This window comes from Paraburkholderia sediminicola (assembly GCF_046026675.1).
GTDB classification, from domain to species: Bacteria; Pseudomonadota; Gammaproteobacteria; order Burkholderiales; family Burkholderiaceae; genus Paraburkholderia; species Paraburkholderia sediminicola_F.
On the sequence record NZ_JAQQEY010000002.1, the window covers coordinates 1,906,039 to 1,928,133 of the forward strand.

Here is a 22,095-nt window from a genome sequence, read left to right on the forward strand (position 1 = left end):
TAAGGACCGGCCGGCACGAACGGACATTGGCTCGGGCAGCTTACTTTTCGCTGCTGCGCAGCCTGTGATACCAGTTCATCAGAGGCGTGGCCGAGACACCGTGAATCACGACTGAAGCCGCAACGACCGCCAATGCGAGCGGCACCAGTGGCACGACGTCGGACGCCGCGCCGTGTTCGAGTGCGTACGCCAGATAGTAAAACGAGCCGATGCCGCGGATGCCGAACCAGCTCATTAAACGCCGCTGCGCCGACGTCGCGCTCGACCCCAGCAGTGACAACTCCACCGATACCGGCCGCACGAGCACGAACAGCGTAACCGTGAGTGCAACCGTCTGCCAGGTGAAAAGCGGGACTTGCAGCGTGGCAAGCACATTGCCGACCATCGCCATCACCGCCACCTCGGCGATGCGTTCAAGTTCGATCGTGAAACCCATCACCGACTCGGTCATGTACGCATGCGCTTTGCTCGGGTTTGCCGCGGTTGCTTCGACGTCTTCGGAATCGACCGTGCCGATCGCCTCGCGAGGTGAAGCGCCGCCGCTTGCGCGATGCTCGGCGCGGCGCATCGCGACGCCCGCGGCAAACACCGCCAGAAAGCCATATGTGTGCACGAGTTGCGCGGCGCCGAACGAGAGTTCGATCAGACCCAGCGCGAAGAAGCCCTCGAGACCGAGCGCCTGCGCATGGCGCGTACGCAACCAGGCGACCGCATGCGTCGTGACCCAGCCGAGCAGGCCGCCGATCGCGATTGCGCCGGCCACGCCCCAGACGATGCCGCCCGCGAGCCTGAACGTCAGTACGTCGCTGACTCGAGCGGTGGGCGCCGCGCATATCGCAAGTCCGAGCATGGCGAAGGGCAGCGCGATGCCGTCGTTCAGGCCGCCTTCGCCGGAGAGCGCGAAGCGCAGGAGGTCGTGATCGCCGGGATTGTGGACCTGGACGTCGTGGGCCAGCACCGGATCGGTTGGCGCAAGGATCGCCGCGAGCAGCAGGGCCGGCCCCCAGCCAAGATGCAATACGTAGACGCCGAACAGCGTGAGCAACGGAATAGTCGCCAGCATGGCAAGGAAGCCGAGACGCAGCGGCACGGTCCAGAGTTTCTCGAGCACGCCGAGCCGCAAACGCAGGCCGATGGCGAACAGCGAGACCAGCAGCGCGACCTCGGTGATGGTTCGCAGAAGATGCGCATCGGCGCCGATATCGAGGCGCAACAGGTCGATGCCGGACGGCCCAAGCGCGTAGCCGATGGCGAGGTAGAACATGGCGGCGCTTACGGGGAGCCGCCGCAGCGTCGTTGCTGCCACGCCCATAAAAACGAGCACGGCGCCGACGATGAGAAACCACAGTGTTTCGTGCATGGGCATCCGGTTAGGGCCGGCATGCGAACGACGCATGCGCAACCGGGTGAGGGCGCTCGCGCGAATGCGTCAACGAACTCGCTCCCTCAAGGTGCGCGTCCGAATGCTTCGCGCAACTTGCGTTTGGCCTGCTGCAAGGTGTCGCGGCGCGTCTTCGGCAGATTCCGGCCGGCGCGATTGATATAGAAGTTCAGCATCGACATCGCCGACTGAAACGGCGTGCCCTTGCGGCGGCGGCTATGCGTCGAAGACTGCTTCAGCGATTTTGCGATCGATTCAGCGCTGCCGGTTCTGAAAATATCGTGTTCGATATCCATCGCATCGCTGGTTTCCATCACATGATGCGACCATTTTTTCGGACCCTTCGCGCTGCTTTGGCCGGCGGCTTTCGCGCGCTGCGCGGCATGTGCCTGTGCATGCCGCTGACGCGGTGGACGGCCTGACTTGCCGCGCGCGACCGGGTGTTTCGATTTGCTAGCGGCTTTTCTGGTAGCCATGCTTTTGCCTCCTTATCCCTTCGTGCTCGCGATGACGTCGTTTGGCAGCTTGCATATTTGCTCGCCTGGTCATCTGCTCGATGAATCGCTTACTCAAAGCGAAACGCGCCGGCTGCCGCTTTCGCGGTATGCCGGCGCATCGCTGCGTGTGCAGCTCGAAGCTGCAGGAACCGGATTTGCCCGCAGCGGGTGGGCGAACTACAGTTTCAGGCCGCCGGCTTCGGGTGCGTCCGACGAGCCTGCTGGAATGTCACCTACACCCAGGTCGTCGCGCCGGTCATACGGATCGCGCCCCCAGTAGGGCTCGCTGCCGTAGTACTGGTGTACCGACGTGGCCCATGTCTGGTCTGCCATCGCAGGCCAGTGATCCTTGTCGAAACCCGGTGCGTTTTTCACGCGTTCGGCAGTCATATCGAGGACGAAGCGCTTCTGCTCGGTATCGAGCGTAAGAGCGCTCCACGGAATCGCCAGCAGCTTGTCGCCAATGCCAAGAAAGCCGCCGCTCGACAGCACCGCATAGGCGATGCGGCCCGAGCCGACGTCGAGCATGATGTCCTTGACCTTGCCGATGTCCTCGCCATCGCTGCTGACCACCTTGTTGCCGTCGAGCGTGGCTGCCGCCATGACGTCCGGGCCGGGGCCGCCGGCATTCGCGCTGCCTTTGCCGACGATACGTGCGCCTTGGCCCTGCCGCATACCGCCGCTGGTTTGTGTCTGGTTGAGCATGATGTTTCTCCTTACCGGTTCGATGTGTGGAGAACTGAGCAACCATCGTTCCTCCGGATTCCAGCACCGCTGCATGGGCGGTATCGGTGTAGCGCGGGCTTCGTTAAAACAATGAGTCCAACGACGCATCCAGACGGCACGTAAAGGATGCCGAAGCGTTTGAAATAATTTCGTCTGTATCGACGAGAGAAGTGAAAGCGTGCGACGGAGCAAGTTGCGACGCTCTACCCGGTCATGAAGGCGGCGCGCGGCATAGCCCTTGCTGCGCGTTTCGCCAACAGCATGAGTCCCGTGCCCGGTTCGAGCGGCAATCTTGAAGCCCGAAGCGAACGGCAGCACGGATAGGAGAACCTCGCGCTGCACACGGCAAACGCCGTCCATTCACTTACGGAGATTTCGATGAAATATTCAAAGGCATTGCTGGTGTCGGCATTGGTCGCGATGTCGGGCGCCGCTTTCGCGCAAGCGGGCGGCGGCAACGGTAACAGCGGTGGCGGAGGCGGAGCCGGCGGCTCGGGTAACGGCCATGGTGCGGCAACCGCAGGGCCGACGGCAGGCGGCGATCCAGCGTCGGGGGCAATGAGCGCTAGCGGCTCGAAAACGCATCACACGTCGAAGTCGAAGGCGAAGACGAAGAAGCCGATGAGCGATTCGACCAACGCGCCGGGCGCGGACGCGAGCAGCGATACGAAAGGCCAATGACTCAGGCAATAAACACCAACCATGGCAGGTGAATCCACGTTCGCATGACGGCACGGATTCACCCGGCCGATGAGGGAGGCGTGATGAAACAGTTATCCAGACAGAGCGCAGGCAAGCAGGCGCTGATCGTGGCGGCGGTGGTGTTATTGACCGCAGCCGCAGGCTGCAAGCGTTCCGATAGCGGCAGCGCGGATACGTCCACTGCCGCCAGTGCCGCGCTGGCCAGTAGCGGCGTGATGAACGGCAACGCGGCTACCGGCAGCACTGCGGATACGAGCAGCGGTGCGGCTGCTGCGGCCGCCACCGACGCGACGAGTGCGCCGGGCGCGGCCGCAGGGGCCTCCGGCGCCAGTCAGTAAGTCAGGTCGGAGATCCAGGCAATAGCGCGTGCATTTGCACTATGGAAGAGTGGATTGTTGCCCCCAGGATTCCACGCCCAGATGGATCTGAGGCGGTGATTTCCGCCAGTCCAGTCTCTTTCGACGCCGCCAGTTTTGCCTAGCGAGCCGCCTGCCTGGCGTCGGCTTTCGCCGCGGCCTCTTTACGCACCACGCGTGACTTTTTCAGCAGGCTTGTCAGCGAGCCGTTGACGCTGTCCGTCACCGCCGTCTCCCGCATCTTGCGGCCCTTGGCGCCGGCCGTGCGTGCCAGCTTCGCCGCACGTTTCTCAGCGTGGGCGAGCAGTGCGGCAAATGCCACTTCGTCTACTCTCAGTCCACGGCGCGCGTGGCCGGGTGGCAAGCTCTGCAGCTCGTCCGCCTCGAACGCGCTGATCACCGCCGGGTGGATGTAGCAGCGCCGGCAAACCGCGGGCGTATTGCGCAATAACGTTGCCACATCCTTGACGGTCGCAGCGATATGGCGGCGCGCCTCCGTTGCGCTGCTGCACACCAGCCGCCGTAGCGCGGCCAATGCATAGACGCTGCCGGCCCACGTTCGATAGTCCTTCGCGGTGAAGTCGGCATCGCTCGCGCGGCGCAGGTAGTCGTTGATGTCGGCCGAACCTATAGTGCGGCGCGTGCCATCTTCGTCGAGATACTGGAACAGGTCGTGGCCCGGCAGCTCGGCGCAGCGGCGCACGATGCGTTTGATGCGCGGATTGTCCACGGTCACGTCGTGCTCGATGCCGCTTTTGCCGCGAAACTTGAAACGCAATTGGCCAGCTTCGATCCTCACATGCTTTTTGCGCAGCGTTGTCAAACCGTACGACTGGTTCTCGCGCGCGTATTCCGCGCTCCCGATGCGAATCAGCGTTGTGTCGAGCAGCTGCACGATCGCGGCGATGACCTTGTCGCATGGCATGCCCGCCAGTTTCAGGTCGCGTGCGACGCGCGCGCGGATCTTCGGCAACGCACGCCCGAATTCGGCCATGCGCTCGTATTTGTCGGCGTCGCGTGTTTCGCGCCAGCGCGGGTGATACCGGTATTGCTTGCGGCCGCGTGCGTCGCGGCCCGTCGCCTGGATATGGCCACGCGCGTCGGGACAGATCCAGACGTCTTCGTAAGCGGGCGGAATGGCGAGCGCATTGATGCGTTTGATTTCATCTTCGTCGTCGATACGCGTGCCGCTCAGGTCGACGTAGATGAAGCCGTCTTTTTCACGCTTGCGGGTGTAGCCGGGTTTGGTGTCGTCAGCGTGGCGCAAGCCCGGCGGCATGACGGCGGGAGCGGGTCGCGCGCTGTCGTCAGCGCGGTCGGGTTGACGTCGGATCGAAGTGGTCTTGGCAGCCATCGTCGCAGGTAGAAGTTTCAGGCAGCGCGCGATTTGCGCCGATGCCTGCCTGCAAGCAAAGGAGATGCCCAGTGCCGGGCGTGGCGACCGCGTGCCACACCGTGCTGCGTGACGCACAAGCGGAACAGTCCTTGCGAACACGCAATCCGGGTACTGGAGAAATCAAGGAGAGCGCCATGAGCAGCACGCTGAATCCCGATGAAAAGCCGCAACAGGAAGTCAAACAAACCTCAGGCACGACCGGCACGCTAGGCCCGAGCGATTCGTCCGATAGCGGTAGCGATGTCGCCGGTGCGAAGCGTCATGAATTCGACGTCGATTCGGAACTGGACAACCACGCGCTCGAAACCGGCGACACCGAACTCGGCAGTGACACCGATCGCGCCGGTACCGGCGAGCGGGCTGCCGCCGACGGCGACTCGACGCTCGTTGAGAGTGGCGATATCGAACCCGACCGCATCGTCGATCCGCTGGCCGGCGATGACGATGGCCTCGACGAGGATCCGCAGGGTCTCTAGGCCGCGTTCAGACATAGGCACGTCTTTTGCTGGCTTACGACGTAACAGGGGGTAGGCCGCCTGAAGCGCCATACCCCGCACTAACGTGAAGGAGAAACGCATGGCTAATACGCTGAAGGGTTGCAAGGTAGCGGTACTCGCGGTGGACGGCTTCGAGCAAGCCGAGCTGATCGAGCCGAAACGCGCGCTCGCCGAAGCTGGCGCGACAGTACACGTCATATCAGCGAAGCCCGGCAAGATTCAGGGTTTCAGGCACGTCGACAAGGGTGACACCGTCGAGGTCGATTCGACCTTTGACAAAGCCAGCGCGAATGACTACGACGCCGTTGTACTGCCGGGCGGTGTGGTGAACGGGGACGCGATCCGTTTGCTGCCGCAGGCACAGGCTTTCGTTAAAGCTGCCGATAGCGCAAAGAAGCCCATCGCGGTGATTTGCCATGGCACGTGGCTTCCGGTGTCCGCAGGGATCATCAAGGGGCGCACGGTGACGAGTTGGCCGAGTCTGCAAGACGACATTCGCAATGCGGGCGGCACGTGGGTGGACCGGGAAGTCGTCGAGGACGGCAATCTGATCACCAGTCGCAAGCCCGACGATATTCCGGCTTTCAACAAAACGCTGATTGCGCAATTGTCGAAGCGCAAGGCCGCCTGAGCGAAGCGAGATTGGCGAGATGTGCAGAAGCTGTTTTGACGTACTGCGCTTCATCGTTCAGCCGCTTCGGTGGATAGCTCGACCAGGGAGAAAATGCATGAAATTCCGGTATTCCGTACAAGTGATGACGGTTGCGCTGGGGCTCGGCGCGGCGTCGATCGGGGCTGCGTACGCACAAGCCAGTGATGCCCCCGCTAGCGATGCGCCGATGAGCGGCACGAAGCTCTCGCCGGCGGACCAGCAATTCGTGCAGGATGCCTCACAGTCCGACGCCACCGAGATCGCGGCAAGCAAAATCGCGCTCAAGAATTCGAGCGATCCGCACGTCAAGAAATTCGCGCAGCAAATGATCGCTGACCATACGAAACTTTCGCACGGCATGGCCACACTCGTCGCGAAGAAGGGCCTTGCCACGGCGCCGTCGGCTGATTCGGCGCTGGTCGGCAAACTGCAGACGCTCAACGGCCGCGAATTCGATCAGGCCTATGTCGAGCAGATCGGGGTGGAAGCGCATCAGCGAGCGGTCGACCTGTTCCAGCAGGAGAGCCAGAGCGGCACCGATTCGCAACTGAAGGCGGCCGCCGCGCATGCGCTGCCCACCATCCGGCATCACCTCGCGATGGCGCAGCAACTTGCCGGTTCAATGAAGAGTTCGCCATGAACGCGATCCTGCCACGGCCGGCCTATGAGGATTCTCTTATGCATATCACTTTTCCCGACGATGAACCGGCCTTCGACGGAGCGAATCTGACGGTGCGTTTCATGGCGCGCGTCGACGGCGAAGCGGTTGTGTGCGAGATCACCGCCGAGGCGCTGGAAGATCATTTCGGCGCCGATTCCGCGCTCGAATCCGCCCTGATGGCCGCTTTCCGCAAAGGGCGCAATCGCATCCGCTCGGTTTGCGCGGAAGCACTCGACCAGAGCGGCGGTGAAGGCGTAGTGTTGCATAGCGGACTGTTCAGAGTGGAAGGCATGGAACCCGATCGCGGAACCACCGCGTAGCCCGGGCGCATGCCTGCCGCCTGCGCGTATTTTTCAGCGCGATGCCGCGCGGCGGCAGGGTCCGCAAAACGCGATTCAACGATGTAAGGAGGCCTTATGTCACTTATCGTCGCAGCACGGTTTACGACTTTCCCCGCTGCTGAAGACGCGGCGCAAAAGCTCTTCAACGCAGGTTTTGTCGAAGAAGACGTCACGCTGTTTTTTGTCAATCCGCGCGGCCAGCACGCGCGTTATCCGATCGGCGGCGATACCGGCACCGATGCGGGCGCGAGGGACGCGCCGAAGGGCGCGGGAATGGGCGTCACCATCGGCGCGGTCGTGGGGGCGGTGGTCGGCGTCGGGATATTTGCGGCGTTTTCGGCGCCGATTGTCGTCTCGCTGATCGCGGCCGGCGTCGGCGCTTACGTCGGCTCTCTCGTCGGGGCGATGGCGCGCACACGCGAAGGCGACGAGGCCGGCCGCCACCATTTGCACTTTCATCAGGAAATGCGCGATTCCGGCGTGCTGGTTGCCGTCCACGTATCGCCCGACAATCAGTTCGACGCTGCTCGCGTATTGCGCGACGCAGGAGGACTCGCGATCGAACGCGCGAGTGGGCGCTGGCAGCAAGGGCGCTGGGCCGACTTCGATCCGCTCAAAACGCCCGAGCCGCTCAGCGAATTCAGCGAGAGGCATGCTTGAGTGAGGTGATCGCCTCCGTTTGAGTGGGGGCGTGGTGGACGACGAAACGGCCCGACGTATGTCGGGCCGTTTTGCATTGCAAACAGGACTCCCCGCGAGCCATCCGCCAGAAGTCCGCTGGGTGGCTTTCTCAGGTCGAGAGGGTGCGCCTGGGCGCGCAACATTTACGTGCGCCGGCAAGTTTGCCAGTGCGTGTCGATGCTCGCCAGCGCCATCGGACAGGGTATCGACGACCGGGCCCGCCGGGCACGGCTCATGCGCATAGACCGATGAACCCCGTGGCTACATGGCGGTGCGTAGCGGCGGATTCCACGATTAACGAAACCCCTGGAGGTATTGAATGGCTACGAACGTTGTTTCCGTGCTGAACGATCTGGTCGAAACGTCGAAGGATGGCGAGAAGGGCTTTCGGAAGGCAGCAGAAGACGCGCATGACGCGCAGCTGAAAACGCTGTTTTTATCGCGTGCCGAAGACTGCACGCGCGGCGCGCGTGAATTGCAGGATGCGGTTCAAGCGTTGGGCGGCAAGCCTGAAACAGGCGGCAGCATGAGTGGTGCGCTGCATCGGGGCTGGGTCGACGTGAAGTCGGCCGTGACGGATCGCAGTGACCACGCCATTCTCGCCGAATGCGAAAAGGGCGAAGACGTTGCGAAGAAGCGTTACCACGACGCGCTTGAAAAGGATTTGCCGCTGGACGTGCGGGCTATCGTCGAGCGTCAGTACCAGGGCGTACTGCAGAACCATGACCGCGTGCGTGATTTGCGCGATCAATACGCTGCGGCCAGGCCGTAATTGCAGGTAGAAAAGAAAACCGGCGCTCTTACGAGCGCCGGTTTTCTGAAGCGGGACAGCAGCGAAGATGCTGCTGTTACTCCGCCGCGACCTTCAGGTGGTTCTTCACGCTCGAGACGCCATCGACGCCTTTCACGACTTCTTCTGCTGCGGCCTTGTCGTCGGCCGACGGCACCGAACCCGTGAGCCACACCACCCCATTGCGCGTCTTCACGTGGATGTGGGTCGATTTGACGTTCTTCGCGCTGAGCAGTTCGGCCTTGGCCTTGGTGGTGATCGTGCCGTCGTCGACGTGCTGGCCGATGGTCTCGGACGCTGCCGACGGGGCCGAGCTGCTGGTTTGCGCCGTAGCGTTCAATGCGAATGCGACACAAGCGATGCTACCTGCGGTCTTCAGAAGTTGGCTGGTCTTCATGGTTTCTCCTTCGGGTGTTGATGAAAAATGCGGTCTTGTTGCCTGCGGTCGATCGCGGTCGAAACCGTTGATGACTCGCGTGGGGTCGTTGCCGCTACGGTTCCGTCAGGGCCCGTTATCGACACCGGACGACGGTCTATGCATGCGTTCCGTTTGCGCGGCTGCGTTCCTACTTGTGCGCTACCTCGCGATCGACTCGCGTGCAAAGACCCACGTCCGTCCACATCGTGTTGATCCGCAAGCTGTGTGCCCGGTGCACCGCACCAATGCCCGATGTCGGGACAAGCCGTTGCTGCACATGCGTTTAGGCTGAGGAATAGGGCGCTGGCCATGTACGGCGGGCTGTGCCGTGGTCCGTAAGGCCCGCGACCGGAAATTGCCGGGTCCTTGTAAAAAGGGCGCGCGCCCCCCGCGCAATTGGCGGGCCTGAAAGCGCAAAACTTAGAAAAAACAGGGTGTTGGGCGAGCTGGTATGACAGTTGCTCTATTGAGGCCATAACCCTTTTCTCAGCTATCCAACGGGACCTCACTACAATGCCGTCAATTGAACTACGCGCAAGGCAGTCCCTCGCACTCACGCCGCGTCTGCAGCAATCGGTGCGTCTGTTGCAGTTGTCGTCTCTGGAGTTCCAGCAGGAGCTGCGCACCGCGCTCGACACCAATCCGTTCCTCGAGTACGACTCGACCGACACGGAAGACGTCGCGCTCGCCACCGCAACGCCTGGCGATGACGCCGGCGCGACGCCCGCCACGGTCGCCGCAGCCGAACCCGAATCGTCGCCGGTTGACAACAGCGCTGGCGACACGATGGAAAGCGCAGGGCAGGACGACATACCCGGCGACTTTTCGGGCGACTACAGCAGCCGCAGTTCGACGCGCCAGAGCGGCGACTCCGACGGTAGCGATCCTGCGGAATGGGCGCGATCCCAACCGAGCTTGCGCGAGCAGTTGCACGACTCGCTGCGTCTCTATCGACTCGACGACCGTGACCGCGCGGTGGCCCGCTTCATCATCGAGGCGCTCGACGACGACGGCTATCTGCGTCAGGAACTCTCCGAGCTCGCCGATAGCGTCGATCTCGAACCCGAACTGACCGAAGAAGAATTGCTGGTGGCGCTGCGGCTCGTGCAATCGCTCGATCGTCCCGGTCTCGGCGCCCGCTCGCTGTCCGAGTGTCTGTCGCTGCAAGTCAACGCCTTGCCCGCTGACACGCCGGGACGCGATGTAGCGCGGCAAATCGTCGACCATCATCTGGAACGTCTCGCGCGCCGCGAACAGGCTGAACTGCAAAAGCAGATCGGCTGCAGTGCCGAGGAACTGCGGGTGGCCTGCGTGCTGGTGCGCAAGCTCGATCCGAAGCCGGGCAACAATTACGGCCGTACCGAAGACAACTACGTGGTGCCGGACGTGATCGTGCGTCAGGTGCGCAACAAATGGGCGGTGACGATCAACCCGGCAGTGCAGCCGCGCGCCCGGATCCATCGCATGTATGCCGAGCTGTTCGCGCAGTCGGCTGGTGCAAGCCGCTCGCCGCTCGCGCAGCAATTGCAGGAAGCGCGCTGGCTGATCCGCAATGCGCAGCAACGCTTCGATACGATTCAACGCGTGGCCGAGTGCATCGTCGCGCATCAACGAGCCTTCTTCCAGTACGGTGAAATCGCGCTCAAGCCGATGGTGCTGCGCGATGTGGCCGAGGAGCTCGGCCTGCACGAGTCCACCATCTCGCGTGCGACCGGCAACAAATATATGGCCACGCCGCGTGGTATTTTCGAGTTCAAGCACTTCTTCCCGCGCGAACTCGGCACGGAAAGCGGCGGCACCTGTTCGGCCGCGGCCGTGCGCGCGCTGCTCAAGGAAATGATCGCCGCGGAGAACACGCACGATCCGCTATCCGATGTGACACTCGCCAGGATGCTCGCGGATCAGGGCGTGCTGGTGGCGCGGCGTACCGTGGCGAAATATCGTCATTTGATGAAAGTGCCGCCGGCGGAATTGCGCCGCCAGATTTAAACGCGTTGCCCTTTGGGGCCATGGCTTTGGCGAAGCGCCACGCGAGACTCCGTGCTTGCGTGGCGCTTTTTCGTATCTGGACGTTTCGCACGCGCCCCATTACATTGGCGGCTCAAGTCGAAACGGGGTGAGTTCCATGAAGTATTCGAATCTGGTTGAGCGTTTGCAGGGCAGGCGTACGTCGGCGTGGGAAATCCATCGTGTCGCTCAACAGGCGCTCGCCAATGGCGAAGACGTGATCGTGCTGAGCGTCGGCGACCCCGACTTTGCGACGCCCGCTCCGATCGTCGAGCGGGCGATCGAGGCGTTGCGTGGTGGCGATACGCATTACAGCGCCGTGTCCGGGCGCGAGCCGGTGCGCGCGGCGATTGCCGAAGACCATGCGCGCACCACCGGTTGCGCCGTGAGCGCGGCCAACGTGATCCTGACCGCGGGGGCGCAGAACGGCGTGTTCGCGACTTCGCTGTGCCTGCTGGAAGCGGGCGACGAAGTGATCGTCCCCGAGCCGATGTACCTCACGTACGAGGCCTGCGTGCGCGCCGCAGGCGCCACGCTCGTGCCGGTGCCAGTCGATCCGGAGCGGGCTTTTCACCTCGACTGTGATGCGCTCGAAGCGGCCATCACGCCGCGCACCCAGGCCATTTTCTTTGCTACGCCCTGCAATCCGACCGGCGTGGTGATGCCGCGTGCCGATCTCGAACGCATCGCGCGAATCGCGTGCGAGCACGATCTGTGGGTGCTCTCCGACGAGGTCTATGCGGATCTCACGTTCGAGCGTGAGCACGTGAGCATCGCCGCGTTGCCGGGCATGGCGGAGCGCACGGTGACGCTTGGCAGTCTGTCGAAATCGCATGCAATGGCGGGCTGGCGTGTGGGCTGGGCGATCGGGCCTGCCACGCTGATCGAGCATATGGGGCGGCTCGCGCTGGCGATGCTGTATGGCTTGCCAGGTTTCATCCAGCAGGCTGCATTGACGGCCCTGCAGAACAAGGCGCCGATCGTCGCCGAGATGCGCGAGATTTACCGGCGCCGCCGCGACGTCGTGTTCGAGCGCCTGCACCGTGTGCCGGGCTTGCGTTGCCTGTTGCCCGAAGCCGGCATGTTCATGATGGTCGACGTCAGCGGCACGGGTCTCGATACGGTAGATTTCACCTGGCAACTGTTTCGCACACAAGGCGTGTCGCTGCTCGACGCCAGCGCCTTCGGCGAGACCGCGAACGGCTTCGTGCGGCTGGGTTTCGTGGTCGACGAGGCAAGCCTGATCGACGCGTGCGAGCGGATTGCTGCGTTCGTCGGTGGATTGCGGGTGCGTACGAACGCGTAGGCCGGGAACAAAGAAAGCCGCCTGAATAGTGAACGCCAGGCGAGGTCCTTATGGCGTCGCGATAGCGGAGCGGCTTTCTTAAGTATTTCGTATTGCTTTCGTTTTCCTCGAGGAAACGATGCGGCTTGAGAGGGCCACGCGTTTGAGGCCATTTTCGATGCTTGCGTCAAGAATCGGTCGCCTGATTCGTCTTAAGCTGGACAATCGGAACATCGACGCCTATCGACTCGCAGCCGGATACCCCATGGCCATTCGCTTCTACCTCTCGTTGCGCCGATCACTGATGGCAGGATCCATGGCGGCCGCACTGGTGGCGATGGCGCTGGTTTTTGCCGTGATTGCCACGTTCAGTCAGATGTGCGCGGCGGCCGAACTGGACAACTCATCCGCTGCAACTGCCGGCAATCGCGTCTTCAACGACGACGCGTTGACGCAATGGGACTGAAAACTCCGTGAGTGGTGGGGCGAACACTTGTCCGTGCCGTATGCGGCGGGCGATCTCGCCGAAGCGATGCGGCAGAATCCGCACCTGCGCGTGATGTCGGTGAACGGCTATTTCGACCTCGCCACGCCGTTCTATGCGACCGGGTACGCGCTCGCGCATCTGGGCGTCGATGCGCCGCTGCGCGCCAACGTGCGCATTGCCTACTACCCGACCGGGCACATGATCTATCTCGACGATGCCGCGTTGCATGCGCTCAAGCGGGACCTGGCGAGCTTCTATAAGGCGAGGGCGGGCTAGCTATGCAAGCAGTGGCGCTGGCACACGATGCGGTGAGCGACTGTCGGACCGTCAGGAGCGACTGGCGCAGCGCCTTGGCCCAGGTAGGCGGCTGGGGCCGGTGCGCAAGTCCGCGGCAAGTCGTTGAACGGTATAATTCCGCCACTTTGGCGCGTTCCTTCGAAGGTGCGTCCATGCCGTTGTCCACGGCTTCGCCAACCAGACTTCATCAACCAGGCTTCGCCCAGCGCCGCCCATGCCATTTCTCCCGATCCAGTCCTTCACGCGCAAACGACTTTCCGACGTGGTGTCCGACCAGATCAAGCAACTGATCTCGGACGGCGCGCTGATGCCCGGCGACCGCTTGCCGGCCGAACGCGATCTGGCCACGCAGCTCGGGGTGTCTCGGCCGTCGTTGCGGGAAGCGCTGATCAGGCTGGAAGCGGACGGGTATATCGAAACGTCGGGGCGGGGCGGCTTCACGGTCGTCGATGTCACCGCGCCGATCATCTCCAAGCCGCTCGCCGAACTGCTGCTGCAAAATCCGCGCACCAGTGCCGATATTCTCGAACTGCGCCAGGGTCTCGAATCGATTTCGACGGTGTACGCCGCCGAGCGCGCCACGGCAGCCGATCTGCAGAAGATCACCGAGGCGTTCGAAGCCTTGAAGGCCGGTTCGCAGTCGCAAGACCGCGTGAACCTCGCGGAACTGGATGCCGCGTTTCATCTCGCCATCGCGGACTCCACGCATAACATCGCGCTCGCGCATGTGATGCACGGCATTCATACGCTGATTCGCGAGGGCATGCGGCAGTACCATCGTCTGATCGACTACGACGACGCGATGGAAAAGCAGTTGATGAGCCAGCATCAGGCCATCTACGACGCGGTCATCGCCCGCGACGCGCAAAAGGCGCGCAAGGCCGCCGAGCGTCATCTGACCTATGTCCGCGAGATGTACAAGGAAGACGCGGCGAAACCTTCGCCGAGCGTGATTTCCTGAGTTGCTGGTCTCCCATCCGTCCCCAACTTCCTGATTCGCTGATTTCCTGACCACCGCTTGCGGCTGCCCACGCGCAGGCGGCGGGCCGCGTTCGCCCACAGCCGCGCTGAGGCCCGCGCAGCCTGCTTCCCAACCTTCTCCCGGTTGACACCGCCCGGCGACTTCCTTATATTTCGTGGTCAGACCAACAAGACCAGTCTTACTGACCGACCGCGAACACGCTGTCGGCAGGAAACGCCTGCGCCGCCACGATTCCGCACTAAAGTAGGTAAATCAGCGGCCGCCGCTTTTCATTTCAAAGAGCCTATGAAAGTCGCCCTGTTTATCCCGTGCTTCATCGACGCGTTCTATCCCGAAGTGGGGATCGCCACGCTCGAATTGCTCGAGCGCTTCGGCATCGAGGTCGACTATCCGCAGGAGCAAACCTGCTGCGGGCAGCCGATGGCCAACAGTGGCGCGCACACCGAGGCAGCCGGTGCCGAGCGTGTGTTTGCGCGCAACTTTGCCGGCTACGACTACATCGTCGGACCGTCGGCGAGTTGCATCCATCACGTGCGCGAGCATTTGACGGCGCTCGAGCAGACCGATGAAGTCAGAAAGGTTCGCGCCAACGCGTACGAACTCGTCGAGTTTCTGCATGACGTGGTTGGCGCGCGTGAGTTTCCGTGGGCCGAGTTTCCGCATCGCGTCGGCCTGCATAACAGCTGCAGCGCGCTGCGGCATCTGAAGGAAGCGTCGGTTTCGGAGATTGCCGCGCCGCCATTTTCGAAGCCGCGCACCTTGCTCGAAGGCGTGAAAGGCATCGAATTCGTCAAACCGTCGCGGCCCGATGAATGCTGCGGTTTCGGCGGCGCCTTCTCGGTGACCGAGGAGCCGGTGTCGGTGCGCATGGGGCAGGACAAGGTTCGCGATCATCTCAACGCGGGCGCTGAGTACATTGTGTCGGGCGACATGTCGTGCCTGATGCATCAGCAAGGCTGTGCGGAACGGATGAAAGCCGACGCACGCTTCATCCATATCGCGCAGGTCCTGAATGGAGCACGCGCATGAGCCGCATCGATCACGCGAAAGCCGCGGGCGCTTTCATCAGGAAAACGGAGCACGTCGCGTTTCACGACAAGCGTCTGTGGGATTTGCGTGAGAAGCGCGATGCGCAGGCGCACGGCATCCCGGAGTGGGAGACGCTGCGCGAACTGGCATCGGGCATCAAGGAACACACGCTGTCGCATCTGTCCGACTACCTCGAACAGTTCGCCGCTGCGGCCGAAGCAAATGGCGTCGTGGTGCATTGGGCCGCGACGGCCGAAGAGCACAATGCGCTGGTCTACCAGATCATGTCCGAGCGTGGCATGACCACACTCGTCAAAAGCAAGTCGATGCTCACCGACGAATGCAAGATGCGCGAGTATCTCGAACCGCGTGGCATCACGGTGATGGAGACCGATCTGGGTGAGCGCATCCAGCAGCTCGATCATCAGGACCCGAGCCATATGGTGGTGCCCGCGGTCCATAAACTGCGCGCCGATGTGGCCGAACTGTTCGGTCGAACCATCGGCACTGATCCGCAAAACAGCGATATTCATTACCTCGCGGAAAGCCAGCGGATGAATACGCGGCCGTACTTCGTACGCGAGAAAACGGCCGGCATGACGGGCTGCAATTTCGCGGTGGCGGAGACGGGCACGGTGGTGGTGTGTACGAACGAAGGCAATGCCGACCTGTCGGCGAATGTGCCGCCGTTGCATATCGCATCGATCGGTATCGAGAAGCTGATTCCGAAAGTGTCGGACCTCGGCGTATTTATCCGCATGCTGTCGCGCAGCGCGCTCGGTTCGCCGATTACGCAGTACACCTCGCATTTTCGTGCGCCGCGTCCGGGCACCGAGATGCATTTCATCCTCGTCGATCATGGCCGCTCGGAGCGGCTGGCGATGGAGGACTTCTGGTATTCGCTCAAATGCATCCGCTGCGGCGCGTGTATGAATACCTGCCCCGTGTACCGGCGCAGCGGCGGCTTGTCGTATGGCGGCACGTATTCGGGGCCGATCGGCGCAATCATCAATCCGACCTTCGACCTGAAGCGTTATAGCGCGTTGCCGTTCGCGTCGACGCTGAACGGCAGTTGCACGAATGTGTGTCCTGTGAAGATCAATATTCACGAGCAGATCTACAAATGGCGCACGGTGATCGCCGAGCGTCACGAGGTGCCGTTCGTGAAGCAGGAAGTGTTGAAGATGGCGGGACGCTTGCTCGCGAGTCCAACGCTCTATCGGGCGACGGTGTCGTCGATGGGCGGCGCGTTGCGGCGGCTGCCGAATTTCGTGTTGTACAACCCGCTCAATATCTGGGGCCGGCAGCGTGAGTTGCCGGAGGCGCCGAAGCTGACCTTCCACGCCTGGTACAAGAAGAATCGTGGGGGTGGCGATGGCAACGCGTGAAGCTTTTCTGGCGAAGGTGCGTGAGGCGCAGCCGCCGGCGCGTCCACGGCCCGATGTGCCGTTGTTCGCTTCGGCGGGCGGGGACTTGCGGGCGCGCTTCACGACGGCATTGCAGGCGATGGGCGGCACGTGTGTCGAAGCGTCGGCTGCGGGTGACGTGCTTGCGCTGATCCGCGAGCGGTTCGGCGATGCAGCGTCGGTGGCGTCGGCAACGCCCGAGGTGTCCGGCACGCGCGTGATCACGGCCGAAACCGAACCGGCTTCGCTGCAGGATATCGAGGTGGGCGTGGTGCGGGGGCGCTTCGGCGTGGCCGAAACCGGCTCGGTGTGGTTCAGCGAGCGCGAGTATGTGGTCAACTCGCTGGGGTACATCGTGCAGCATCTGGTGGTGCTGCTTGATCCGGCACAAGTACTCGACGGCTTGCAGGACGTGTACCGTCGCGACGACTTCCGCGATGCGCGCTATGCGGCGCTGGTCACCGGCCCTTCGGCCACCGCGGATATCGAAGGCGTGCTGATTCGCGGTGCACAGGGGGTGCGGTCGTTGACGGTGGTGTGGGTGGCGGCACCGCAAGGAATCTAGCGGGTGAGCGGACGCCCGCTCACGCTGCCCTGGCTTTGGCCGATCGCAGCAGAACCTCTGCGGCAGCCCACGCCTGCGAAGCCGGCCCGGGATCATTCGCCGCGCGTGCGTTGACGGTTGCCCCGTCGAGCAACATCATGAAGACATCCCCAAGGCGTTTTGCCTCGGATGCCGGCATGAGACCCTGCAGCAGCTCCGCTATCCAGGTGGTCATCTTTGTCCGATATTGGATGGCCACGCCTGAAATCTTGGGGTACTCAGTGCCAAACTCCGCCAGTGCGCGTTCAAACAGACAACCCGCGAATTCTGGCGTCGCGAACCAATCGCCATACCAGTCGAAAATTGCCTTGACCCGTTCTTCCGGGATCTCAAGCGTCTGCAGACGGGTTTCGATACTGCCGACGATCAGTGCATAGCGTTGCAGCAGCACCTCCCGGATCAATTCGTCCTTGCCTGAAAAGTGGCGGTATAGCGTCATTCGCGCAACGCCTGAGTCGTCGATGATCCAGTCCACGCCGACGGCCTGGAAACCGTGCATCGAAAACAATTGGGTGGCTTTGTCGACGACAAGTTGTCGTTTGCTCGCACGCATGCAGATCACGCTCTCACTAGGGCTTATTTCAAAAAAATCTTAACACCGGACGTAACTTGGCTTCGTTGCCGCCTTTGTAGAACGATCTATATCATATGCGTGACAATTCTGCCCACATATACCAGAACGCGTCTTCTGGATTGGCCGGGCCCAGGCGATTTCGGGCGGCGAGGACTAGTGAGTGAATTCTCCATGCGCATACCGAGCGGGTATCAACGTGTGGCTATATTTTGATATCATCACTGTATAAACATACAGGTTTCGTGAAAACGCCGTGGCGACAGATGCTCCGTCAGACCTCCGTTCTGATGTCCCTTATTACCTGCTGAATTTCGAGCGCGCGCTGGCGTGGCTCGCCGAGCGTTACGACGATCTGCTGGACGCGCACGAACACGGCTTCCTGCGCGATTTCGCCGCTTTGCCGCAGCCCTCGCGCGCGTTGCTGGTTCGCATGCTGATGCGCAAGGGCTCGCTGTTCCGCGCCAGCCGTCTTTCTTATGACGAGATCGGTTGTCCTTTGCAGGCAGTTGCGCCTTTGGCAGTGCTCGGTTGGGTCGACACGGAACCGGGTCTGACACTCGACGATCTGTTCGCGCTCACCACGCGGCCCGAATTGCTGCTGATCTTTGCGGAAGCCATCGCGTCGATTCCCGGCGCGAAAGGCTTGCGCAAACCCGATCTGCTGGAAACGCTGCGGCCGTTTTACGAAAGCGAAAGCGAAGGAGAGGGTGAGGGCGAAGGCGAAGGCGACGAACGAGGCACCACCGCGCATCCGTTGTCCACATGGCACGGCCAAACCACCGACCGCGTCTTCCACGTCGCCATCGCACCCGTTTGCGAGCGTCTGCGCCTCATGTTCTTCGGCAATCTGCAGCAGGACTGGTCGGAGTTCGTACTTGCCGATCTCGGTGTGTTCCAGTACGAGAAGGTTGCATTCGCGCCGTCGTCGCGCGCCTTCCAGCAGCGTGTGGACGTCGACGTCTATCTTGCGTTGCATGCCTGCCGCGAAGCGCTCGAATGGCTGCCCTCGGGTGAATTGGAGTCAGAGGCAATCGACGAACTCGTCGCCGCAATTACCGCCATCGAAACCTCGAATCCCTGGCTCGAAACGCGTCGCGCGAAACTGCTGTTTCGTATCGGCCAGCATTGCGAGCGTCAACAGAACTGGCCCGCCGCGCTCGCTGTCTATGAGCGTTGCGCGTGGCCCGGCGCGCGCCATCGGCGTTTGCGTGTGCTGGAACGCAGCGAGCGATTCGACGAAGCCTTCTCCCTCGCTTTGCAAGCCGCTGCCAAACCTGAAAGCGAAGAGGAAGCGCAGCGTGTCGAGCGCATGTTGCCGCGTTTGCAGCGCAAGCGTGGCGAGCGGGTGGCGCGTGTGGCTGCCGCTCGCCCGGTCGAGCGCAGCACCCTGGTTCTGCCGAGGCCAGAGGCGCCACACCCGGTCGAATACGTCGCACGCGACCATTTGACTTGCGACGCCGCGCCGGTTCACTACGTCGAAAACGCGCTGATCAACTCGCTGTTCGGCTTGCTGTGCTGGGAGCCGGTGTTCGCGGCGCTGCCCGGGGCGTTTTTTCACCCGTTCCAGCGCGGGCCGGCCGATCTGCATGCACCAGATTTTCACGCGCGCCGCGCCGCGCAATTCGCCGCCTGTCTTGCGCAACTCGACGGCAGCGCCTATCGCGAGACAATTCTGCGGCATCTGCATAGCAAGGCGGGTCTGCAATCGCCGTTCGTCTTCTGGGGCTTGCTGACGCCGGAACTGGTCGAGTTGGCGCTCGATTGCCTGCCTGCCGCGCATCTGAAACTATGGTTCGAGCGTTTGCTGCGTGACATCCGCGGCAACCGCTCGGGCCTGCCGGACCTGATTCGGTTCTGGCCGGCCGAGCGCCGTTATGAGTTGATCGAAGTGAAAGGCCCCGGCGACCGCTTGCAGGACAACCAGATCCGCTGGCTCGCGTACTGCGCGCAGCACGGCATGCCGGTGCGCGTGCTCGACGTGCGGTGGGCCGATGAAGAGATCGTCGCGTCTGAAGCCGTCACGGAGATCACCCCATGACCTACGTGGTCGCCGTCCGGGCGATGTGCGAATTCACCGCGCGGCGCGGCGATCTGGATCTGCGCTTCACGCCCGCGCCTACGTCGCTGGAAGGCATGGCCGGCCATGTGACGGTCGCCGGGCGGCGCGCGAGCGGCTATGAAGCCGAGGTCACGCTGACGGGCACGCATCGCGGTTTGACCGTGCGTGGCCGCGCCGACGGTTACGACCCGGTGTCGAACCGGCTGGAAGAGATCAAGACCCATCGTGGCGCGCTCGAACGGGTGCCGGCCAATCACCGCACGCTACATTGGGCGCAGGCGCTGGTGTACGGTCACCTGTTGTGCCAGACCCGCGGGCTCGCCGGATTGACGGTCGCGCTGGTGTACTTCGATGTCGGCAATCAGAAGGAAACCTTGCTGACCGAAACGCACACCGCGCGTGAGCTGGAAATTTTCTTCGTCGAGCAATGCGAGCGCTTTCTCGATTGGGCCGTGCAGGAAGAGGCCCATCGCGCCGCGCGCAATGCCGCGCTCAGTGCGTTGCAGTTTCCACATGGCCAGTTCCGCAGTGGTCAGCGCGAGCTGGCTGTGTCGGTGTATCGCGCTGCGCGTGACGGCAAGCCCTTGATGGCGCAGGCGCCGACCGGCATCGGCAAAACGCTGGCGACGATTTTTCCGCTGCTCAAGGCATGTGCATCGGATCAGATCGACCGTGTGTTCTTCCTGACCGCGAAGACGCCGGGCCGCGCGCTTGCCCTCGATGCAATCGAAACGCTTCATCGAAGCGCCGCGCTGACTTCTGCGCGCTTGCCGCTGAGAACCCTGGAACTGGTCGCACGCGACAAGGCCTGCGAGCATCCCGACAAGGCCTGCAACGGCGAGTCCTGTCCGCTCGCGCGCGGCTTCTACGACCGGCTCGACGCGGCCCGCAGCGCGGCGCTGGCCGGACCGCGGCTCGACCGGACATCGGTGCGTGACGCTGCGCTCGGGCACGACGTCTGCCCGTACTATCTCGCGCAGGAACTGGCGCGCTGGTCCGACGTGGTGGTCGGCGACTACAACTACTACTACGACAGCAGCGCGATGCTGTACGCGCTCACGCAGATCAATCAATGGCGCGTTGGCGTGCTGGTCGACGAGGCGCACAACCTGCTCGAGCGGGCACGGCGCATGTACAGCGCGACGCTCGATCAGGCAGCGTTCCGGCTCGCCCGCAAAACCGCGCCTGCGACGTTGAAGAAGCCGCTTGAACGGCTTCAGCGCGAGTGGAACGCGGTCAAGCGCGCACAGACCGACACCTATCAGGTCTACGCCGACGTCCCGGGCAAACTGCTTTCGGCAGCACAGAATCTGATCGGCGCGGTGACGGATCAACTCGCCGAAGCACCGCTTTCCATCGACGAAGCCTCGCTGCGATTTTTCTTCGATGCCATGCATTTCGTCGCGCTGGCGGAGCAATTCGGCGAGCATTCGATTTTCGACATCACGCTCACCACGGATCGCTACGCGCCGCGCGACAAAAGCAGCACCACGCTGTGCGTGCGCAACGTGATCCCGGCACCTTTCCTTGGCGGGCGTTACGCCGCCGCGCGTACCACAGTGATGTTTTCAGGCACGCTCAATCCGCATCATTTCTATCGCGACACCCTGGGTCTGCCGGAGCAGACGAACTGGCTCGACGTTGAAGGGCCATTCCGCGCCGAGCAGTTGCAGGTGCGGGTGGCCGGCAACGTATCCACGCGCTGGCGTGATCGCGAACGTTCGCTCGTGCCGATCGTCGATCTGATCGCAAAGCAGTACGCAGCGCAGCCGGGCAATTATCTCGGGTTCCTGAGCAGTTTCGAGTATCTGCAGCAGGTGATGGGGTTGATGCGCTCGCGTCATCCGGAACTGCCGGTATGGGCACAGGAACAGGGCATGGACGAGGCGGCGCGCGATGCGTTCCTCGCACGTTTTCGCACCATGAACCAGGGCGTCGGCTTCGCGGTGCTTGGGGGCGCATTCTCCGAGGGTATCGATCTGGTCGGGCAGCAGCTGATAGGCGCATTCATCGCGACGCTCGGCCTGCCGCAGATGAACGACGTCAACGAGCAGATGCGCCGCACGATGGACGCGAAGTTCGGCAACGGCTACGACTACACGTATCTGTATCCGGGCCTGCAGAAGGTCGTGCAGGCCGCCGGCCGCGTGATTCGCACGGAGCAGGATCAGGGGGTGGTGCATCTGATCGATGACCGGTATCGGCGGCTGGAAGTGCGGCGCTTGTTGCCGCGCTGGTGGCAGGTGCAATAAGCGGCTCGTCACTGT

22 protein-coding genes and 1 pseudogene are annotated in these 22,095 nt (G+C 62.7%); 17 read left to right on the forward strand and 6 right to left on the reverse strand.

All coding sequences use genetic code 11. The features are described 5' to 3' along the window. Positions 1 to 40: 40 nt before the first annotated feature. The 3 genes from PQQ86_RS28225 to PQQ86_RS28235 form a co-directional block, all read right to left on the reverse strand. On the reverse strand, positions 41 to 1,360 hold the full coding sequence (locus PQQ86_RS28225; RefSeq protein ID WP_408274454.1) for a cation:proton antiporter: 1,320 nt from the start codon (positions 1,358 to 1,360) through the stop codon (positions 41 to 43). 86 nt (positions 1,361 to 1,446) lie between these two features. Further along, the gene (locus tag PQQ86_RS28230; RefSeq protein WP_408274457.1) at positions 1,447 to 1,857 is read right to left on the reverse strand and encodes a DUF3175 domain-containing protein; all 411 of its coding nucleotides are present in this window, start codon (positions 1,855 to 1,857) and stop codon (positions 1,447 to 1,449) included. A gap of 198 nt (positions 1,858 to 2,055) precedes the next feature. Further along, a complete protein-coding gene (locus PQQ86_RS28235; RefSeq protein WP_408274460.1) occupies positions 2,056 to 2,583 on the reverse strand; it encodes a PRC-barrel domain-containing protein in 528 nt (175 codons plus the stop codon). A gap of 399 nt (positions 2,584 to 2,982) precedes the next feature. On the opposite strand from PQQ86_RS28235, the gene PQQ86_RS28240 reads away from it, so the two are divergent. Together PQQ86_RS28240 and PQQ86_RS28245 are read left to right on the forward strand one after the other, a co-directional pair. Continuing rightward, positions 2,983 to 3,285: a hypothetical protein gene (locus PQQ86_RS28240; RefSeq protein ID WP_408274463.1), complete on the forward strand. Its 303-nt coding sequence runs from the start codon at positions 2,983 to 2,985 to the stop codon at positions 3,283 to 3,285. Between the two features lie 83 nt (positions 3,286 to 3,368). Continuing rightward, positions 3,369 to 3,644 carry a hypothetical protein gene (locus PQQ86_RS28245; RefSeq protein ID WP_408274465.1) on the forward strand — a complete coding sequence of 92 codons (276 nt, stop codon included), beginning with the start codon at positions 3,369 to 3,371 and terminating at the stop codon, positions 3,642 to 3,644. 139 nt (positions 3,645 to 3,783) lie between these two features. On the opposite strand, the gene PQQ86_RS28250 is transcribed toward PQQ86_RS28245, so the two are convergent. Beyond that, positions 3,784 to 5,016, reverse strand: coding sequence for a DNA topoisomerase IB (locus PQQ86_RS28250; RefSeq protein WP_408274466.1), 1,233 nt, complete (start codon positions 5,014 to 5,016; stop codon positions 3,784 to 3,786). Positions 5,017 to 5,192: 176 nt separating this feature from the next. Here PQQ86_RS28250 and PQQ86_RS28255 point away from each other — a divergent pair, with 176 nt between their 5' ends. From PQQ86_RS28255 to PQQ86_RS28280, 6 genes are all read left to right on the forward strand, one after another. After that, entirely contained in the window at positions 5,193 to 5,534 is a 342-nt protein-coding gene (locus tag PQQ86_RS28255; RefSeq protein ID WP_408274468.1) for a chemotaxis protein, read from the forward strand. Positions 5,535 to 5,634: 100 nt separating this feature from the next. Beyond that, complete coding sequence (locus tag PQQ86_RS28260; protein ID WP_408274470.1) at positions 5,635 to 6,186, forward strand: type 1 glutamine amidotransferase domain-containing protein; 552 nt, start codon at positions 5,635 to 5,637, stop codon at positions 6,184 to 6,186. Between the two features lie 97 nt (positions 6,187 to 6,283). Then, positions 6,284 to 6,847 (forward strand): DUF4142 domain-containing protein, encoded by a 564-nt coding sequence (locus tag PQQ86_RS28265; RefSeq protein ID WP_408274473.1) that lies wholly within the window; start codon positions 6,284 to 6,286, stop codon positions 6,845 to 6,847. Beyond that, a complete protein-coding gene (locus PQQ86_RS28270) occupies positions 6,844 to 7,188 on the forward strand; it encodes a DUF1488 family protein (protein ID WP_408274476.1) in 345 nt (114 codons plus the stop codon). The genes PQQ86_RS28265 and PQQ86_RS28270 overlap by 4 nt, the downstream gene beginning before the upstream one ends. A gap of 96 nt (positions 7,189 to 7,284) precedes the next feature. Further along, complete coding sequence (locus tag PQQ86_RS28275) at positions 7,285 to 7,869, forward strand: hypothetical protein (RefSeq protein WP_408274478.1); 585 nt, start codon at positions 7,285 to 7,287, stop codon at positions 7,867 to 7,869. Positions 7,870 to 8,209: 340 nt separating this feature from the next. After that, positions 8,210 to 8,662, forward strand: a complete 453-nt coding sequence (locus PQQ86_RS28280) for a PA2169 family four-helix-bundle protein (protein WP_408274480.1) — start codon at positions 8,210 to 8,212, stop codon at positions 8,660 to 8,662. 76 nt (positions 8,663 to 8,738) lie between these two features. On the opposite strand, the gene PQQ86_RS28285 is transcribed toward PQQ86_RS28280, so the two are convergent. Next, positions 8,739 to 9,077, reverse strand: a complete 339-nt coding sequence (locus tag PQQ86_RS28285) for a BON domain-containing protein (protein ID WP_408274483.1) — start codon at positions 9,075 to 9,077, stop codon at positions 8,739 to 8,741. 534 nt (positions 9,078 to 9,611) lie between these two features. On the opposite strand from PQQ86_RS28285, the gene PQQ86_RS28290 reads away from it, so the two are divergent. The 7 genes and pseudogenes from PQQ86_RS28290 to PQQ86_RS28320 all read left to right on the forward strand — a co-directional run bounded on the left by PQQ86_RS28290 (position 9,612) and on the right by PQQ86_RS28320 (position 17,156). After that, positions 9,612 to 11,087, forward strand: a complete 1,476-nt coding sequence (locus tag PQQ86_RS28290; RefSeq protein ID WP_408274485.1) for an RNA polymerase factor sigma-54 — start codon at positions 9,612 to 9,614, stop codon at positions 11,085 to 11,087. 136 nt (positions 11,088 to 11,223) lie between these two features. After that, positions 11,224 to 12,411 carry a pyridoxal phosphate-dependent aminotransferase gene (locus PQQ86_RS28295; RefSeq protein ID WP_408274487.1) on the forward strand — a complete coding sequence of 396 codons (1,188 nt, stop codon included), beginning with the start codon at positions 11,224 to 11,226 and terminating at the stop codon, positions 12,409 to 12,411. A gap of 406 nt (positions 12,412 to 12,817) precedes the next feature. Continuing rightward, positions 12,818 to 13,153, forward strand: a pseudogene (locus PQQ86_RS28300) (peptidase S10); the annotation flags it as partial. Between the two features lie 235 nt (positions 13,154 to 13,388). Continuing rightward, positions 13,389 to 14,135, forward strand: a complete 747-nt coding sequence (locus PQQ86_RS28305) for a FadR/GntR family transcriptional regulator (protein WP_408274490.1) — start codon at positions 13,389 to 13,391, stop codon at positions 14,133 to 14,135. A gap of 306 nt (positions 14,136 to 14,441) precedes the next feature. Next, the gene (locus PQQ86_RS28310; protein WP_408274492.1) at positions 14,442 to 15,185 is read left to right on the forward strand and encodes a (Fe-S)-binding protein; all 744 of its coding nucleotides are present in this window, start codon (positions 14,442 to 14,444) and stop codon (positions 15,183 to 15,185) included. Next, positions 15,182 to 16,573 carry a lactate utilization protein B gene (locus PQQ86_RS28315; RefSeq protein ID WP_408274494.1) on the forward strand — a complete coding sequence of 464 codons (1,392 nt, stop codon included), beginning with the start codon at positions 15,182 to 15,184 and terminating at the stop codon, positions 16,571 to 16,573. Before PQQ86_RS28310 ends, PQQ86_RS28315 begins: the two co-directional genes overlap by 4 nt. Beyond that, positions 16,560 to 17,156: a LutC/YkgG family protein gene (locus PQQ86_RS28320; RefSeq protein ID WP_408274497.1), complete on the forward strand. Its 597-nt coding sequence runs from the start codon at positions 16,560 to 16,562 to the stop codon at positions 17,154 to 17,156. Before PQQ86_RS28315 ends, PQQ86_RS28320 begins: the two co-directional genes overlap by 14 nt. A 19-nt stretch (positions 17,157 to 17,175) precedes the next feature. Here the strand turns inward: PQQ86_RS28320 and PQQ86_RS28325 are convergent, their stop codons facing one another. Next, positions 17,176 to 17,748 (reverse strand): TetR/AcrR family transcriptional regulator, encoded by a 573-nt coding sequence (locus tag PQQ86_RS28325; RefSeq protein WP_408274500.1) that lies wholly within the window; start codon positions 17,746 to 17,748, stop codon positions 17,176 to 17,178. A gap of 274 nt (positions 17,749 to 18,022) precedes the next feature. Between PQQ86_RS28325 and PQQ86_RS28330 the strand changes: the two genes are divergently transcribed. Both PQQ86_RS28330 and PQQ86_RS28335 read left to right on the forward strand, forming a co-directional pair. Beyond that, entirely contained in the window at positions 18,023 to 19,807 is a 1,785-nt protein-coding gene (locus tag PQQ86_RS28330) for a VRR-NUC domain-containing protein (protein ID WP_408274503.1), read from the forward strand. Then, positions 19,804 to 22,080, forward strand: coding sequence for an ATP-dependent DNA helicase (locus PQQ86_RS28335; protein ID WP_408274506.1), 2,277 nt, complete (start codon positions 19,804 to 19,806; stop codon positions 22,078 to 22,080). The genes PQQ86_RS28330 and PQQ86_RS28335 overlap by 4 nt, the downstream gene beginning before the upstream one ends. The last annotated feature ends 15 nt before the right edge of the window (positions 22,081 to 22,095 follow it).

What these genes read in the sequence shown, in the direction of transcription:
- PQQ86_RS28295 (WP_408274487.1), top strand. Translation starts at nt 11,224, where the DNA reads ATGAAGTATTCGAATCTGGTTGAGCGTTTGCAGGGCAGGCGTACGTCG.
- PQQ86_RS28230 (WP_408274457.1), bottom strand. Translation starts at nt 1,857, where the DNA reads ATGGCTACCAGAAAAGCCGCTAGCAAATCGAAACACCCGGTCGCGCGC.
- PQQ86_RS28235 (WP_408274460.1), bottom strand. Translation starts at nt 2,583, where the DNA reads ATGCTCAACCAGACACAAACCAGCGGCGGTATGCGGCAGGGCCAAGGC.
- PQQ86_RS28285 (WP_408274483.1), bottom strand. Translation starts at nt 9,077, where the DNA reads ATGAAGACCAGCCAACTTCTGAAGACCGCAGGTAGCATCGCTTGTGTC.
- PQQ86_RS28280 (WP_408274480.1), top strand. Translation starts at nt 8,210, where the DNA reads ATGGCTACGAACGTTGTTTCCGTGCTGAACGATCTGGTCGAAACGTCG.
- PQQ86_RS28260 (WP_408274470.1), top strand. Translation starts at nt 5,635, where the DNA reads ATGGCTAATACGCTGAAGGGTTGCAAGGTAGCGGTACTCGCGGTGGAC.
- PQQ86_RS28265 (WP_408274473.1), top strand. Translation starts at nt 6,284, where the DNA reads ATGAAATTCCGGTATTCCGTACAAGTGATGACGGTTGCGCTGGGGCTC.
- PQQ86_RS28245 (WP_408274465.1), top strand. Translation starts at nt 3,369, where the DNA reads ATGAAACAGTTATCCAGACAGAGCGCAGGCAAGCAGGCGCTGATCGTG.
- PQQ86_RS28305 (WP_408274490.1), top strand. Translation starts at nt 13,389, where the DNA reads ATGCCATTTCTCCCGATCCAGTCCTTCACGCGCAAACGACTTTCCGAC.
- PQQ86_RS28250 (WP_408274466.1), bottom strand. Translation starts at nt 5,016, where the DNA reads ATGGCTGCCAAGACCACTTCGATCCGACGTCAACCCGACCGCGCTGAC.
- PQQ86_RS28335 (WP_408274506.1), top strand. Translation starts at nt 19,804, where the DNA reads ATGACCTACGTGGTCGCCGTCCGGGCGATGTGCGAATTCACCGCGCGG.
- PQQ86_RS28240 (WP_408274463.1), top strand. Translation starts at nt 2,983, where the DNA reads ATGAAATATTCAAAGGCATTGCTGGTGTCGGCATTGGTCGCGATGTCG.
- PQQ86_RS28315 (WP_408274494.1), top strand. Translation starts at nt 15,182, where the DNA reads ATGAGCCGCATCGATCACGCGAAAGCCGCGGGCGCTTTCATCAGGAAA.
- PQQ86_RS28225 (WP_408274454.1), bottom strand. Translation starts at nt 1,360, where the DNA reads ATGCACGAAACACTGTGGTTTCTCATCGTCGGCGCCGTGCTCGTTTTT.
- PQQ86_RS28275 (WP_408274478.1), top strand. Translation starts at nt 7,285, where the DNA reads ATGTCACTTATCGTCGCAGCACGGTTTACGACTTTCCCCGCTGCTGAA.
- PQQ86_RS28325 (WP_408274500.1), bottom strand. Translation starts at nt 17,748, where the DNA reads ATGCGTGCGAGCAAACGACAACTTGTCGTCGACAAAGCCACCCAATTG.
- PQQ86_RS28320 (WP_408274497.1), top strand. Translation starts at nt 16,560, where the DNA reads ATGGCAACGCGTGAAGCTTTTCTGGCGAAGGTGCGTGAGGCGCAGCCG.
- PQQ86_RS28290 (WP_408274485.1), top strand. Translation starts at nt 9,612, where the DNA reads ATGCCGTCAATTGAACTACGCGCAAGGCAGTCCCTCGCACTCACGCCG.
- PQQ86_RS28270 (WP_408274476.1), top strand. Translation starts at nt 6,844, where the DNA reads ATGAACGCGATCCTGCCACGGCCGGCCTATGAGGATTCTCTTATGCAT.
- PQQ86_RS28310 (WP_408274492.1), top strand. Translation starts at nt 14,442, where the DNA reads ATGAAAGTCGCCCTGTTTATCCCGTGCTTCATCGACGCGTTCTATCCC.
- PQQ86_RS28255 (WP_408274468.1), top strand. Translation starts at nt 5,193, where the DNA reads ATGAGCAGCACGCTGAATCCCGATGAAAAGCCGCAACAGGAAGTCAAA.